The following is a 15,384-nucleotide window of genomic DNA, read 5'->3' on the forward strand; positions in this document are numbered from 1 at the left end:
TTATTTCCAAAGGCAATTTATTGTGATTATAGCAGTAGGCATACCTACTAATTGAATATCAAACTTCAAAGTTGGCGCAGCATAGGTTTCTGCATTATGTATGCGGAAAGAGAATTGCCAACCACCATCCATATAAAGCTCAACTGTATTTGTTTTTTCCGGAACAAAGCCCAAACTCACAATACGTGTTGGCAAGGACGCTACTGGTATTTGAATGGATGCTTGTTCAGATGCGCTGTTTTGATTGAGCGTGCCATGCAAATTGTAGGATTGAATTTGAGTGGTCCGCTCTCTATCTATGCTAATTATTTTATAGAAATCATGTTTCCCTAAAAGATATTCTACCAATTTGCCGGGAATGTCTTTATGGACCTCGTATTGCCGGTTGATTTCATTTATAAAAGCTGTTAGTAAGGGAATATAAACATCATTCTCTTTATCCGTCAGTTCATTAAATTTTGTATGCTTGCTTTTTTCGGCAATTAGATAGTCAAATATAGGCTTTACTCCATTCCAATAATCCTGTGAACAAGAAATTCCATACCATTCTTTTCCAAAGTCCAATCTTTTACTAAGGCGGCTATGTTTTACTGCAAAATGGTTATGCTTGAGGCTTAGCCCAATCTCCCATTGGATATTGTGCCGGATTATTAATATATCTCGTACATCACCCTTTTTCCCTTTAGCATCTGTTTGTATCAACAACTCTAGAACGTCATTGTTGTTCTCAACGATACGGGGTTCTAATTCAAAAACCTTAGCAACGGCAACATAAGAGCTTGCCCTGTAAGTCTCCTGCATTTCATAGGATAGAGTGTTCCATGCACGTTCTGCAGCAGAGTAACTACTATTTTTTACTATATTGATAGGACGGAGCTTCTTGATTTCCTCTTCAAGGGTAAGCAAGCAAACGAACTCATAAGCCCTTCCTTGGTCATTACTTTTACTACTCATATTATATATGGTGTTTATTTAGATGCGAAATTACTTAAATTCCTGTAAAAACAAGATTCTCATTCCTTCTTTTTCCCATACTCCACCATATTATCAGCCACAATGCAAGGAGGATTTTCTATTATCTCATAAGTATTAGGAGATTTCTGCCGATAATGTTCCAAAAAACTATGGTTTATCCAGTACTCCATTTCGTATAAAGTTTGTTCTCTTATGGCAGGTTTCAACTGGCACTCCCAAATAGTCATAATTTTCCAACCCATTTTTTTTAAAGCCTCTTTGTTCTTTTCATCCCTTTGTTGGTTATGCTCTATTTTCCTACGCCAATAATCACTATTGGAGTGTGGAATATGCCCGTCTACCTCATGGCCATGCCAAAAACATCCATGGATAAATATTACAATGCCATACTTGCGCAATACTATATCGGGCGTGCCAGGCAATCCTTTCACGTTTTTGCGATAGCGGTACCCCCTTGAAAACAAGTAACGCCGTACCAACCACTCTGGCTTTGTATCCTTGCTTCTTATTTTTGCCATAACGGCGGAACGCTTCTTTTTGCTCCAAATATCCATTTCTAAAAGGTGAAATATCATTTTAAGCAAAGATATAAGTTTTGCTTTAATAAATCTATCTTACTAAAGATTTATTTATACTCATATAAAAATGCTTGTTTTTGTAGAGAATAACAACTTCTCCTGCCCTCTGTGAAGTTAGCGAATAAAATTCATTATTTCCCACTTATTAAGTAATAGATATTTCGAACATGAGGTGAATCATATCTTAGTCTGTATCGAAAACTACACATCAGGCACGATTAATCATTAAAATAGTGCAGTATTTCATTGAACTTCATACAACACTTCAAAGTTGAGTTCTTGATTTTATTCTTCATAACTGTTATACAAAACTATTTTCTAGTTTGCTAATTCAAGAGAATGATATATCTTTGCCTCTAGTATTCTCCATGAGCAAACTACCGCAAAAGCACGTAGCAAATTAGTGGGATAATTCATGGGATATGCTTGAAGCTAAGAATGTAAAGTTTTAAATATCAGCGTGGTAACTCTGTCAAAAGAATCCCAGGCGGATCACTTTTTAAAACAGCAAAATTGCATAAAGCTCTGATAATCAAACTTATCAGAGCTTTTTCTTTTATATCAAACCTGCATTTTACCGCGAATTGAAGCACCTAATTCAGGTGAAATCGGAGGAATTCAAGTCCTCCGAATTGGTGTTTTATTCATTGATTGTCTGTATTTTACGTGATACTATTCATCGCTTCTAAAAGTAACTTTGAACTATTAAACTTTTAAAGTGTATGAGTATGCAGAGAAATTATTTTTCGGTCCTTTTTTACATCAAGAAGGCCAAATTATTGAAAAACGGAGAGGCTCCTATCTGTCTGAGAATAACCGTAAATGGGAAACGTGCGGAAATTCAAATCAAGTGTAGTGTGGAGATTGGCAAGTGGAATGCCCAAAGGGAATGTGCGATTGGTAAGGACAGAAAGTATCTGGAACTTAATCACTATCTGGAAACAGTACGTACCCGCGTACTTCGTATTCATCGTGAGTTGGAGCAGGATGATAAACCTATCACGGCTGAAATTCTGAAGAATTTATTCTATGGTGAAAGCCAGACTCCCAAGATGTTATTGGAAGTTTTCAAAGAACATAACACAAAGTATCGTGAGTTAATAGGGAAAGGTGTGGTGAAAGCTACGGTACTCCGCTATGAGAGAACCGTACGATATCTTGAGGAGTTTTTGAAAAAAGAATATCAATTAAACGATATGCCTCTTTGCAATATCAACCATGAGTTCATATCCAATTTTGAATTCTTTATCAAAACAGAAAAAAGTTGCGCTCAGAATGCAACAGTTAAGTATTTAAAGAACCTAAAGAAAATTATCACATTGGCACTTACAAATAAATGGATAACGGGTAATCCATTCTCCGGAGTCAGGTTCAAACAAACCCAATCTAACCGGGAATTTCTCAGCGAGGAAGAATTACATATTATTATGGAAAAAGAGTTTAATATACCTCGTTTAGAAATAGTACGCGACATTTTTGTTTTTTGTTGTCTGTCCGGATTAGCATTCACGGATATAAAACATTTACGTCCCGAGCATATTACAAAAGATCCTAATGGGGAAAATTGGATTCGAAAGCCTCGTGAAAAGATAAATAACATGTGTCACATACTGTTACTTGACATTCCCGCATTAATAGCTGAAAAATACAAGAACAATCCGATCTGTGTACAAAAGAACATGGTGCTTCCTGTACCTTGTAATCAACGGATGAACAGTTATTTGAAAGAAATTGCCGATGTGTGTGGAATTACTAAAAAGTTGACGACACATTGTGGAAAACATTGTACATTCTCTATATAGTTGAATATTAAACAGTTATACTCTACTTATCACTAAGTAGGTAACGATTTAGAAACGAGCAAATTACAATATTCTGTTTTCCTTTGCACCAGTCAAAGAACGATTCTTTCAATGCAAATATACACTTTATTGTCTAAAAAAACAATCATTTTCTATTTTTAATTGACTTACAATCAACCTTAAAGAGAGTATCTGATTTCACTTCCTCCTTTTGGAAGAATGCTGGCCCGCTCATATAATCCGGTATTTTTTTAATTTCTCGTACAAGGAGGTCCGGCTGATACCGAGCATCCTAGCCGTACGGGCACGGTTGCCCTCTGCCTCTTCAAGGGTCTTGAGAAGCAGCCGTTTTTCTTTCTCCTCTTCTGAGAGAGAAGCGGTTTCCTCCCGTCCAACAGTGAGGTCCAGATTCAGCTCCTCCAGTGAGATCCATCCGTCTGCAGAGAGCAGGACAGCACGTTGGATGCAGTTTTTCAGTTCGCGTATGTTACCGGGCCAGGGATATTTTTGTAATGAGACCGCAGCCAGACTGTTGAAACCGCGTATGGGCTTACGGTGCTTTTCAGAAAAATGCTTCATAAAGAACTCCGCCAACGGAAGTATGTCCTCCCCGCATTCCGAGAGAGGGGGGACATTGATGGTGAACTCGTTCAGGCGATGGAACAGGTCCTCCCGGAAACGCCCTTCGGATATCGCCCTCTCCAGGTTTTCATTCGTGGCGGCTACCAGACGGACATCAAAGGCGTATTCCCGGGTAGAGCCGACGGGCTTGTAGCGTCTTTCCTGTAGGGCACGCAACAGGAGCATCTGTGTCTCGGGGGAAAGGTTGCCGATCTCATCCAAGAACAGCGTACCCCTATCAGCCGTCTGGAACAGTCCGCACCTGTCACCGTAGGCTCCGGTGAACGTCCCCTTGCGGTGCCCAAAAAATTCAGATTTGGCAAGATCGCCGGTAATGGTTCCGCAGTCCACCGGGACAAAAGGCTTGTTCCTACGGTGGCTTTGTTCATGCAGTTCGCGGGCGATATGCTCCTTTCCCGTACCGGAGGCTCCCCAAATGAGCACGGAAATGTCGGAACGTGCCACCAGCCCCACTAACCGGTACATTTCCCGCGCTTTGGCACTCTCCCCGCGGTAGAACTCACTCCCGTCATTCCGAGAACGGCTGAATATCTTTCCGATAGCTTCCAGCAACTTGTCCGGCTGGACGGGCTTGCACAGGTAGTTGGCCGCCCCCAGCTGCATGGCTTCCACCGCGTTCTCCACCTGCCCGTAGTTGGTCATGATAAGGAATGGGGTGGCGTAGAACCTCTCGTTCATCCATTCCAGCAGGGAGGTGCTGTTCCCGTCCGGCAGGCGGAGATCTGCAAGGACAAGGTCGAATTCCCTTGCGGAAAGGGCCTTGCGGGCAGCTGACAGCGTCGTAGCATGTTCGGTCGCCATCCCCTTCTTCTTCAGCCAGTTGCCGATGCTGCGGCTAAAAATCACGTCATCTTCCAAAATAAGTATCGTTTTCATTCCTGTCTCTCTTTCCGCATCAGTTCCGCATAGGATATCAGTTCCCTGACGGCACCGATTATTTTCACATATTCCTTATCCTCCCATTGGCCCGCGTCGGATTTGACCAGCACTCTCAGAACCGCCACCGGATAGTCCAGACGTACCGTCTCCCACAACGGCAGGTTCCTGTGGAGGATGGAAATGATTTCCCGGCTGTCCTTTTCTTTCACGGCGGCTGACAGCCTGTCGATGTCCTTACGGCTCTCACTGACAAACAGCCCCAGCATTTCCTGCCGGTTGTCCTCTCCGGCAAGCAGGAGGGAGAAGTCCGGCCTCCATTCTTTCCCATTCCCTTTTATGCCCCCCATGATGGCGGTTACCAGCCTTTCTGCAGAGAAAGGCTTATGGATACATCCGGCGAAACCTGCGGAGAGATATTCCTCTTCCCTACCGGAATGTGCCGTGACGGCTATGGCCGGAATCTCCCTCGCCTGGGGGATGTTCGAGTCCCTCAGCAATTCAAGGACCGAGAAGCCGTCCGCACCGGGCATTTGTATGTCGGTCAGCAGAAGATCATACTCCTGCCTTTTCAGGCAGTCCATCAGTTCCCGGACATCCATGCAGCAGTCACAGTGAATCCGGCTGTGGGAGAGCATCTCCCGGGTGATCTCCAGCTGGATGCGGTCGTCATCCATGACCAGCACACGGATGCCGCCGGGCGGTTCACAGACCGGAAACACCTTCTCTTCCAGAGGGGCGGACTGTCCGGCCGAGGGCACGGGAAGGAAAACGGAGAAGCGGCTGCCTTCACCGGGGACGCTCTTTACCTCCACACGGCCCCGCATTTCAGACACGAGCCGGGTCGTGATCGCCAGCCCCAGTCCGAACCCTGGAATGTCACGCGCGTTGTCCAGCCTTTCGAACGCCCCGAATATCAGTTCTTTCTCTTCTGCGCTTATTCCCACGCCGGTATCCCGGACAGAGATGCAAAGTTCCCCATACAGGTATTCCGCCTCAAGGCGCACCTCCCCGTGGGGCGTAAACTTCAGGGCGTTGGACAGCAGGTTGTCGGCTATTTGCCGGATATGCGAGCCGTCACAGCAGACGATGGTGTCCAGACCGGAGAAGGATACGGTGAACATTAGGTTCTTCTGCCTGGCGGCAAGCCGATAGCCGTCCGCTATTTCCTCGAACAGGACTTTCAGGCTGAAGAGCGTGTCATTGGAACGGACCCCGCCTTCATCCATCCGGTGGTATTCCATCAGCGTGTTTACCAGGCCGAGCATGTAATCGGACGAGTGCAGGATGTTGTCCAGATAGCCGGTCCTGCGGCTGACGTCGCTTTCCGAGGGCAACAGCTCCGCGCAGCCTTTGACGGCCGCCAGCGGGGCGCGCAGGTCGTGGGCCACCGAGGCCATCAGTTCCTTGCGTGAGCGGAGCAGTTCCCGATTCCTCCTGTCGGACTGTTCAAGCTTCCTTTCGTACCGGAGACGACGGTTCAGGTCCCGGTGGATGATGGTATACAGCATGATCGCCAGCAGGGAGACGGACAGGGCGAGGCCGGCTACCATATAGTAGGAGTTGTCACGTTCAAGGACAAAGGCCTTGTAGCGTGCGGTAAAACGCTCGTTGTTCTCCCGCTCAAATTCGGAGATCATATTGTTCATCCTCCCGTTCAGCTCCACACTGCCGGTGTACAGGCTGTCCATCTGTGCCAGTAGCCGGGCCTGCCTTTCGGCCTGTTCCAGGGCGACCCTCTCATTCAGGGAGCGGAGCATGCGTGTTGTCGTCCCGGTTGGAGGGGTGGCGGACAATGACTGCCGTTTACGTTCGGTCTCTTCCCTCTGTTGCAGGTAAGCGGATTTGTTTTCTTTTCTACGGAAGATATCCCAAATGCTTCTTTTCTTTTTGGGAGTATCTTGCTCACCGGCTCCCGGAGAAACCGTATTTTCCTTTTGCCGCGCAGCCTGTTTCCGGGCTGTCGATACAATGGCCGGGATGCTTTCCTGCACAATGTCACCTATACCTTGCAGCTCATTGAAGGTATGCATCGCCTTGGCAAGAAGGAGTTCCTTGTTCCAAAGAAGGAGACACAACGAATCGATATGGCTTTTCTGTAACGGGGTATGGACATATTCCTTCAGAAGCTGCAGGCTGTCACAAACCCCACGGCGTTTGCGGCTGTATTCCCTCAGGTCGTCATCATCCCATGTGACAGCAATCTCAGCGTGGGTGGAGAGATCCAATAGACCGATGTAGCTCTTTTCGGCCAGACGATGTATCGTTACCAGTTTCTTCTCCTCCTTGCGTAGCATGTGTCTTAACATTTGCTCCTGACGGAACTGATAAACAATGAAGACTAATAGTAAGATTAAAATTGTATAGCCGAAAAATATTTTTAATTTTAACCACATAGTAATATCAACTGTAAAATTTTATATAATATCCATGCCTAATAGAGTATAAAATTTGGAAAGTCACAATACAACCTGATTAGTGTGTAATGGAACTTTCATATTAAATCATCTTTTATATTAATGATGCATTAGCCGAAAAAATGGATTCTACGTTTTGAAGAATAAAATGGAAAAGCTACTGAATGTAGTATTGTCTTCTGTCAATTAGAAAACAATGATGGTAAAGCATTGTACAAATATTCTGCAATAGCTCGAAACTCATGCTGAGCCCCTTCTTGTTCATGAAAAGTCAGATGATTTACATCAAACACATCCGTAAATTTGGCCATGGCTTGTACTTGCGTCCATATCCTGTCGTAAGCTACATCATCTGTCCCGCTGCATGCCCAAATGTAGAAATTATTTTCCAATGATGATGAAGAACGAACGATATTGGCCAGATGAGCCGCTGTTTCATCGGGATAATTCATTCCGGCAAAACGTCCCAATGACCATCCGTCGGAACTGATCGGCAGGAAATACTTGAAATAGTCCAGTGTATATTCCAGTGCATACCAGGTGGTTACTGCTCCCATAGAAAAACCTCCGATGGCCCGATGATTCCTGGAAGCCTGCAGCCCCTCTAAGTCCGTTTGCAGAGTGTATGTACGGTAACGGCTCTCTACCAATGGAATCAGGTCGTTGACCAGTTCTTGAGGAAGAGCCTTGCAATAGGGGTCAGCATCAGGATAGTAATCGACAGGAGTGCCATATACATAACTTGTGGATACCACGATAACCGGAGACATGTCTCCCTTTTCGATCAGGTGGTCAAGCAAGTTCCGCATCATGCCGTTCTCGTTCTGAAAGAAGGAGGCAGCTGTTTCTCCATGCCCATGTACGAAATAGAACACATCATAGCATTCATCGGATGATTCCTTATACCCATACGGCAGGTAGACATAGGCCGTATTTGAGCGCATTTCACCGTTCCCATCCACATAGTTGCGGGTGTCATAGTCAATTTGCACCACGCTTCCTTGGGAAGCGGTTTCCTCCAGATATTCGGCTGGAACAGGTACGGTCTTGTTCAAGAGCGAGGGATAGCCGGAGGAAGTCTCAGCTTCGGTTACCTCCTCGTTGCCATTGCAAGCTGTCAGACACAGACAAAGCAAGAAGGTTTTAATAGTCATAGAAAATGTACACATAGTAAATTGTTTATAAGTTGCTTAAATATTATTCTTTGATTGTATATTATACCACGTTTGCTGGATCATTATACTAACGTATCGTGTAGGTAAGACTGAGCATCATATATGGTTCCAGCACATTGCTTGATATATAATCACAGTAGTTGCTTTCCAGCCGATGTGTAAAATTCCGGTTCTGTTTGAGTACATCAAAAGCTTCCAGTTTGATTTCTGCAGCATTGTTTTTCAGGAATTTCTTACCTAAAGACAGATTCCATAGACAATAATCTTCCGTACCCGTATCCAGACCTGTGTAACCTACATAGTTAAACGTACTGCGCAAAGTAAGCCCCCAAAAGAACATACAACCCAGTTTGACAGAAGCGGTATGAGTGATGTAATCGTTGCTTGTAGCTTCATCAGATGAACTGAATATATTGTTGATGGCAGCAGAGTAAGAGGTTGTAAAATCTATATTCTTATTGATATTGCTTCCGATAATTATTTTAGGTATTAAGTTCAGTTCACGTGTGTCGCTTGTCACCCCATTAAAGACAGTGGGGGTATTGGTGTAATTGGCAGCTACGCTGACATTGATATTGCTGCGGATCAAATCAAGAGGAAATCCGTAAGTCAACATGGATTGCAGTGAATAGTAGCCATTCAAGTTTATCGGTCGGGTAAACTGTGCCCCCTTGTTGAGTGTAACAGAAGGCATCAACTCTATATTCTCATTGGCTACAAACGTGCTGTCTCCAATGTACTTCTGCTTATAGGTGGCTCCCAGCATGGCGATAAAAGTATGTCCGGACTTTGTCGTATGTATATAGCGAAGATTGGCTATATGCGATAATTCCTGATCCAGATAAGGGTTCCCGGCAAACAGAAACAGGGGATTTGAATTGTTGACCACAGATTGCAAATCCGTTATGGACGGCGAAGATGTGATGCTACGGTAACGGAACTGCAACGAATTGGTTTGGTCTAAGACATAGTGGAACATCAGTGAGGGAAGGACTGAAAAGTAACTGCGGGAGTGCTGCTCGGATTGAGGATAGGTTAAATCTCCCTTCAAGTTTGCCCATTGGGTTTCCAGTCTCAACATGGCATTCCATCTGTCGCTCTGATAACGAATACCTACATTCCCGGATTGGGTCAGATAATCCGACCGATATATGCTGGAAAGATTTTCATCCAGTTGCTCGTAGGATTCCTCGTCCGGTCGTGACACAAAAGTCTTTTGTCCGTTCTCCGAATCAGAATAATTGAGCTTATATCCCAATTGCAACTGAAACTCATCGGATATTTTTTCCGTAAAAGTCAGGTTGGAACGGAAACTGTATTGTTTTTTGATGTTATTCTTCAATTGGCTATGTTCTTCAGGAATGTTCTGTTCCAAAGAACTGTACAATAAGTCTGTAAAATCTGAACGGTTACTGCCATCCGTATTGCTCATGCGTCCGCTCAGCATCCATGATAATGTTCGTCCCGGTTTTGTGAAACGATGACGGAACAGCAGATCCGCACCAATATTATAGGCTTTGTTTTCTCCAACTGCCGTGGTACTTGTTTCATTGCTCAAGGCCCCGTCGGTTTTGTTTGTCCCTTGCAATGAATTGTTGCTGTCCATATTTTGAAAGCTCAAAGATGGGCGAAAAAGCAACGAACTCCGTTCGTTTATCTGGTAATCCAGCTTGAAATTGAACCGATGATTCCAGTTGGTCAGGTAATTCTCTTTATATTCTTCATAAGACATTCCAGCCAATGCTGCATCCAAATAATTACGGTTTGTTTGTTGAAGAGTCTGATTGTCTGATTTATTGAAAAAATAGCTCGAAGTTATTTTTAACTTTTTCCCCCATTGGTCTACATAATTCATTCCCAGCCCATTGGTGGATGTAAGTCCGTCCATGCTGCCAATCATGAAGTCTGCTACGGAACTTCCACTTTGGTAACCTTTTTTCCCGCCTCCATTCCGGAATCCTTTTCTTTTGTTTCCAGAATTTGAAGATAGGATTCCTGTCAAATCTTCTTGTGAAAAATTCTGCTGATTTACATTGTTGGACATGCCTAATACTGATATACGTTGATTTTCATTAAAGAAATTCAGATTCCCATTTACCTTATAACGTTCATCAGTACCATATCCCGCAGTCATCTCTCCAAAAGTTCCTTGTCGGAATCCCGTTTTCGTGACGATATTTATAGTTTTAACTTCTTCGCCATCGTCAAATCCAGTGAACTCAGACTGGTCACTTTTCTTGTCAAAAATTTCGATACTGGCAATAATGTCCGAAGGCAGGTTCTTGACAGCCAGACTGACATCCCCTTCAAAGAATTCCTTGCCATCCACTAAAATCTTTTCCACTTGCTCTCCCTGAGCCTGAACAGTACCGCCCTCGACAACAACACCGGGCATCTTTGCCAGCAAATCCTCAGCCGAGCTTCCCTGCATTACCTTGAACGCCTCCGCATTGTACATGAGACTGTCACCACGTTGTTCGGCTCGGGTAGCACGTCCCGTAACTGCAACTTCTCCCAGCAACTGTGAGTTTTCCTGCATATATACATTGATTTTGTTGGAAGTATTTGCTATTTTAACAGTTTCCATAAAAGCTTTATAGCCTACATAAGAAATATTCAGGACATAAGTACCTGATTTAAGCTTATTGAAATAGAATTGCCCGCTCAAATCGGTAGTTGTAAATAAGGCACTCCCATTTTCCGGAACCAATTTGACTGTTGCAGAAATTAAGACCTCATCCGAAGCCTTGTCTTTTACGACACCACTTAGGCTTTGAGCCGAAACGGACAGTGACAGGCATAGACATGCCACAAGTAAAAGTATTCTTACCATAAAAACAGCTTTGATTAAAAGAAGAAATTGATCATTCACCTCCAAAGGAAGCCGGAATCTTATTTTTTCAATAAAAGCGGCTACCGATGACTCTTTTATCGCAAAGAACATTGGGGGATTATATATACCGGCTATTCGCTTGAGCGTATATGATTGAAAATCCAATTGAGACGTTTGTCCGTATAGCTCTCTGTACAAGTCTTAATATGTGACCAGCCGTTTTCCACGTCAAGTATAGTTTCCCTATTCAGCTCCTTTAACCGTTCCATAAAAGAAGTGACTGGAGCAATGTCCATTAGGTTATCGCCAGTCCCCATCACCGTGTAGACCGGAGTATTGGCGAGCAGAGCAGCATCTACCGTGTCCGGATTTCCGGCTACCGGCATAACGGCGGCAAACAAGTAAGGATAGGCAGATGCCATTTTCCAAACCCCTGTTCCTCCCATAGAACCGCCCATTAGATAGATACGGTCTGGATCCACTTTTCCCTTGTTCATGTATTCATCAACAAGATTTTTTATAATCTCATTTGTCTGGACTCCCCACGTAAGGGAGTCCGGACATTGAGGTACAATCATAAAGGCATTAATACGGTTTCTGCAAAGGTAATCGGCAATCGTATAGATTGCATCTTCATTCATTTGTCTGACATTATCACTTCCACGCTTTAGTCCGCCATGCAAATAGATTACCAATATCGGTTTCTGTTGTGTGCCACCGGCTGTTATCACCGTTTCCCTGTAAGGAAGTGTGATGTTATTATATGACCATACATTGAAACTGAAGTCTGAATCTGTATATCTGCATGGTGTAGCTGATGCCCAAATGCTCATGTACAAAAGAATAGTTATGATTATCATGCGCTGCCGCTGTATTCGCAGTAAATCATTCTTTCGACTGACCACGCTTTCCTTTCTTCATGTCAGCGATTGACTGTTCTATCATCTGCTTGTAGACCGTTTGCTGTTCGGCTGTCAGCAGAAGGCAGATGTCCGCCGTCAGTTTTTCGAGGGCTTCCCTGCGCTTTTCACGGGGATATTTCTGCTTGTTGAAATCCGCATACAATTCACGGATTTTCGTTTTCTGCTCATCGCTCAGGGTCAGCTTTTCATCCATTTCCTTGATGCGCTGTTCAGTCCGCTGTTGCGTAGTGAGCTTGGTTTTACTTTCCTGTGCAGACACCTGCAAGGTGGTAGCGATGGCAATGGCCATCATTAAAAACATTCTTTTCATACTAAATTTCTATTATGAGTTGATAAAAAGTAGATAATAATCTCTGTCTATTTGGATTGGGGAGTATCTGTTCTGACAACCCGGAACCCCACATTGGCATAGCCTTTGTTTCCGGATCGCACATCGTCCGATTTCTCGCTGCGGCAGTCGTCACGTTTGGCATCCCAACTGCCCCCTTTTACAAGATACTGTCCGTCGACGTCCGTTGAAGTGGTCCACTCCCAGCAGTTGCCCCAAAAGTCAATCCCTCCGCAGGCACCGGTAGATTGCTTGTAGGCATCTACGGCAGTCAGCCCCGACTCCACATGATTGGCATTCATGGCTACATCTTTAGGCATGTGTCCGGCACCCAAGATCCATTCTTCTTCACTGGGCAATCGATAGATATGCTTGCTATCCTGAGCCGTCAGCCATTGGCAGTAGGCTTGGGCATCCTGGAGGGAAATGTTCACTACCGGATAATTGTCCTGCCCTGATTTGTAAGTGAAACCGGGTTTAAAGGCAGCATACTCGGCATTGGTGACGGGAGCATACCCGATATAAGCCGTTGCATCAGAAGCCCCACGCAACACCATCCACGCATCCTTCGGATTATCGTCCCTTCGGGGGTCGATGAAACGGAGGAACTGTTGCCGGATTCGTGTTTCACGGTTCTCCACCATCTCATCAACGATACCCTGCATGTGTTCCACAATACTGTAAGTACGGGCTTCGCGTTCCAGTTCGCGCAGCTTGTTCTTCTTTCTGGCCACTACTTTGTCGTAGCGTACCCCCATCTGGTCGAGTAACGCCTGTCTGTTGGCTTCCGTCGGATTCTTCCGGTATAGGACAAAGAGCTTATGTGTCTTGGAATCCATTTTAGGCCGCCCTTTTTCCACCAGCGGTGCACCGGGCTTGTCAAACTCCAGTTCACTTTCCACCAAATCATCAGGACTGATGAACTCACCCAACTCTACTTTCTGATGTACTCCGAAATAGTGTGCCACCAGACCGTCCTTGTAAATGGAGAACCTGTATCCTCCATACAGATTGCAGGGGAGGGTGGAAATGTAGTAGTCCTTTCCGGGGATGAACCCGGACTTCTCACTGGAGATGTAGGTAATGATGGTGCTGGTATGCGCCATATCACCGACTACGGTTTTCCCAAAAGCATCCTGGCGGGTGATTGCCGTACCAGCCAGCGGAAGACCGTCCACACTTTCCACTTCTATCTTCACCACACCTGCCATCGGAAGGTTAAATCGGATGCCACAACGCTGTTCGGCACTCCCTTCATACCCGTCTTCCTGGTCGGTCTGATGAATCGATACTGTTATTTTTGAGTCGCTGTCATCCTTCTGTGCGGACACAGCAGTGGCCGTCACAATGGCAACAGCCATTGCTAAAAATATTTTTTTCATCATGTAATGTGATTAGATAATTAGATGAGATCTGTTCTTACGACTCTGAAACCGACGTTGGCATAGCCTTGGCCTCCGGAACGAACGACGTCTGATTTTTCGCTGCGGCAATCATCGCGTTCCGAATCCCAGCTGCCGCCTTTGATGATATACTGTCCCTCAGCATCCGTTGAAATAGTCCATTCCCAGCAATTGCCCCAGAAGTCAATACCTCCGCAAGCACCGGTTGTCTGGCTGTAAGCATCTACCGCTGTCAGACCCGTCTCCACATGACCCGCATTCATCAAAACATCTTTGGGCATGTGTCCGGCACCTAAGATCCATTCTTCATCGGTCGGCAGACGGTAGCTGTGCGTCGGGTCATTCTGCGCCAGCCAATCGCAATAGGCTGTGGCTTCCTCTACGGTGACATTCACCACCGGATAATTATCCTGTCCGTCTTCATATGTAAAGTCTGACTTGAATGCTGCATATTCCGCATTGGTAACGGGAGCATAACCGATGTAGGCATTGGGAGCGGAAGCCCCTCTCAGCACCATCCACGCATCATTCGGATTTTCATCATTTCGGGGGTCGATAAGACGCAGGAACTGCTGTTCGAGCCGGATGTCACGGTTATCTACCATCTCGTCCACAATCTCCTGCATTTCTTCCACCACATCCAAGGTGAGGGCTTCTCTTTCCAATTCGCGGAGCTTCGCTTTTTTACGGGCTACCACTTTATCATAACGAACACCCATTTGATCCAGCAAAGCCTGCTTGTTTTCCTCTGTAGGGTTCTGCTGATATTGACGGAGAAGTGCCGTAGTCGTAGCATCCAGTTCCGGTCGTTCTTCTTCTACAAGCGGCGCATCCGGGTCGTCAAACTCCAATTCACTTTCAATCAGGTCAGCGGGTGTGATGAATGAGCCCATTTCCACCGTTTGATGCACACCGAAATAATGTGCCACGAGGCCTTCCCGATAGATAGACAGGCGATAACCTCCATAAAGGTTGCAAGGCAAGGTAAAAATGGAGTAGTCTTTTCCGGGAGTCAATCCGTTTTCATCCGGGGCATTGAACACCAGGATGGAGTTGGCGTTTTCCACTTCCCCGGTCAACGCTTCCCCTGAATCTCCCCATTGAATGCCTGTTGTTCCGGCCAAGGCATAGCCGTCTACACTTTCCAACTCTATTCTAGTGATTCCAGACAGCGAGAAATTCAGTTTCAAGCCACTGTAAATATTACTTACATCCTGCGAACTTGGTAGATTCAACGCAGTAACCCCATTTTCATCATATCCGTCGCTTCCAGCCACTTGTTCGGCAAGAACTGTCAAGGTTGGATTTCCGCTGCCGGATACTTCTCCCGGTTGGTCTGTAATCTCATCACTGTCACAAGAAGACATAGCTGTCGTCATGAAGAACGACAAACAAAATATGCCAAAAGCTTTTAATTTCATAATTTTCATTG

At 45.2% G+C, this 15,384-nt stretch carries 11 protein-coding genes; 1 reads left to right on the plus strand and 10 read right to left on the minus strand.

The genetic code is table 11. The features are described 5' to 3' along the window. Positions 1 to 954 carry a HaeIII family restriction endonuclease gene (locus C4S38_RS07310; RefSeq protein ID WP_103983173.1) on the minus strand — a complete coding sequence of 318 codons (954 nt, stop codon included), beginning with the start codon at positions 952 to 954 and terminating at the stop codon, positions 1 to 3. Positions 955 to 1,013: 59 nt separating this feature from the next. Continuing rightward, positions 1,014 to 1,529, minus strand: a complete 516-nt coding sequence (locus tag C4S38_RS07315; protein ID WP_103983212.1) for a very short patch repair endonuclease — start codon at positions 1,527 to 1,529, stop codon at positions 1,014 to 1,016. A gap of 746 nt (positions 1,530 to 2,275) precedes the next feature. Here C4S38_RS07315 and C4S38_RS07320 point away from each other — a divergent pair. After that, entirely contained in the window at positions 2,276 to 3,355 is a 1,080-nt protein-coding gene (locus tag C4S38_RS07320; RefSeq protein ID WP_103983174.1) for a site-specific integrase, read from the plus strand. Between the two features lie 231 nt (positions 3,356 to 3,586). On the opposite strand, the gene C4S38_RS07325 is transcribed toward C4S38_RS07320, so the two are convergent. From C4S38_RS07325 to C4S38_RS07360, 8 genes are all read right to left on the minus strand, one after another. Beyond that, a complete protein-coding gene (locus C4S38_RS07325; protein ID WP_103983175.1) occupies positions 3,587 to 4,873 on the minus strand; it encodes a sigma-54-dependent transcriptional regulator in 1,287 nt (428 codons plus the stop codon). Further along, positions 4,870 to 7,269 (minus strand): hybrid sensor histidine kinase/response regulator, encoded by a 2,400-nt coding sequence (locus C4S38_RS07330; protein ID WP_103983176.1) that lies wholly within the window; start codon positions 7,267 to 7,269, stop codon positions 4,870 to 4,872. Before C4S38_RS07330 ends, C4S38_RS07325 begins: the two co-directional genes overlap by 4 nt. Positions 7,270 to 7,472: 203 nt before the next feature. Then, positions 7,473 to 8,459: an alpha/beta hydrolase gene (locus C4S38_RS07335; protein WP_103983177.1), complete on the minus strand. Its 987-nt coding sequence runs from the start codon at positions 8,457 to 8,459 to the stop codon at positions 7,473 to 7,475. 73 nt (positions 8,460 to 8,532) lie between these two features. Next, the gene (locus tag C4S38_RS07340; RefSeq protein WP_103983213.1) at positions 8,533 to 11,298 is read right to left on the minus strand and encodes an outer membrane beta-barrel protein; all 2,766 of its coding nucleotides are present in this window, start codon (positions 11,296 to 11,298) and stop codon (positions 8,533 to 8,535) included. 131 nt (positions 11,299 to 11,429) lie between these two features. Then, positions 11,430 to 12,158 carry a carboxylesterase family protein gene (locus C4S38_RS07345; protein ID WP_103983178.1) on the minus strand — a complete coding sequence of 243 codons (729 nt, stop codon included), beginning with the start codon at positions 12,156 to 12,158 and terminating at the stop codon, positions 11,430 to 11,432. A 25-nt stretch (positions 12,159 to 12,183) separates the two neighbouring features. After that, positions 12,184 to 12,531 (minus strand): Spy/CpxP family protein refolding chaperone, encoded by a 348-nt coding sequence (locus C4S38_RS07350; protein ID WP_103983179.1) that lies wholly within the window; start codon positions 12,529 to 12,531, stop codon positions 12,184 to 12,186. Between the two features lie 47 nt (positions 12,532 to 12,578). Further along, positions 12,579 to 13,517: a formylglycine-generating enzyme family protein gene (locus C4S38_RS07355; protein ID WP_234999313.1), complete on the minus strand. Its 939-nt coding sequence runs from the start codon at positions 13,515 to 13,517 to the stop codon at positions 12,579 to 12,581. Between the two features lie 434 nt (positions 13,518 to 13,951). Then, positions 13,952 to 15,373 carry a formylglycine-generating enzyme family protein gene (locus C4S38_RS07360; protein WP_234999314.1) on the minus strand — a complete coding sequence of 474 codons (1,422 nt, stop codon included), beginning with the start codon at positions 15,371 to 15,373 and terminating at the stop codon, positions 13,952 to 13,954. Positions 15,374 to 15,384 lie beyond the last annotated feature (11 nt).

The sequence above is a fragment of the Parabacteroides chinchillae genome (genome assembly GCF_900108035.1).
GTDB lineage: Bacteria > Bacteroidota > Bacteroidia > Bacteroidales > Tannerellaceae > Parabacteroides > Parabacteroides chinchillae.

Bases quoted from the DNA above. Each gene is read 5' to 3' on its own strand.
- C4S38_RS07310 (WP_103983173.1), bottom strand. From the start codon at position 954: ATGAGTAGTAAAAGTAATGACCAAGGAAGGGCTTATGAGTTCGTTTGC.
- C4S38_RS07315 (WP_103983212.1), bottom strand. From the start codon at position 1,529: ATGGATATTTGGAGCAAAAAGAAGCGTTCCGCCGTTATGGCAAAAATA.
- C4S38_RS07320 (WP_103983174.1), top strand. From the start codon at position 2,276: ATGAGTATGCAGAGAAATTATTTTTCGGTCCTTTTTTACATCAAGAAG.
- C4S38_RS07325 (WP_103983175.1), bottom strand. From the start codon at position 4,873: ATGAAAACGATACTTATTTTGGAAGATGACGTGATTTTTAGCCGCAGC.
- C4S38_RS07330 (WP_103983176.1), bottom strand. From the start codon at position 7,269: ATGTGGTTAAAATTAAAAATATTTTTCGGCTATACAATTTTAATCTTA.
- C4S38_RS07335 (WP_103983177.1), bottom strand. From the start codon at position 8,459: ATGTGTACATTTTCTATGACTATTAAAACCTTCTTGCTTTGTCTGTGT.
- C4S38_RS07340 (WP_103983213.1), bottom strand. From the start codon at position 11,298: ATGGTAAGAATACTTTTACTTGTGGCATGTCTATGCCTGTCACTGTCC.
- C4S38_RS07345 (WP_103983178.1), bottom strand. From the start codon at position 12,158: ATGATAATCATAACTATTCTTTTGTACATGAGCATTTGGGCATCAGCT.
- C4S38_RS07350 (WP_103983179.1), bottom strand. From the start codon at position 12,531: ATGAAAAGAATGTTTTTAATGATGGCCATTGCCATCGCTACCACCTTG.
- C4S38_RS07360 (WP_234999314.1), bottom strand. From the start codon at position 15,373: ATGAAATTAAAAGCTTTTGGCATATTTTGTTTGTCGTTCTTCATGACG.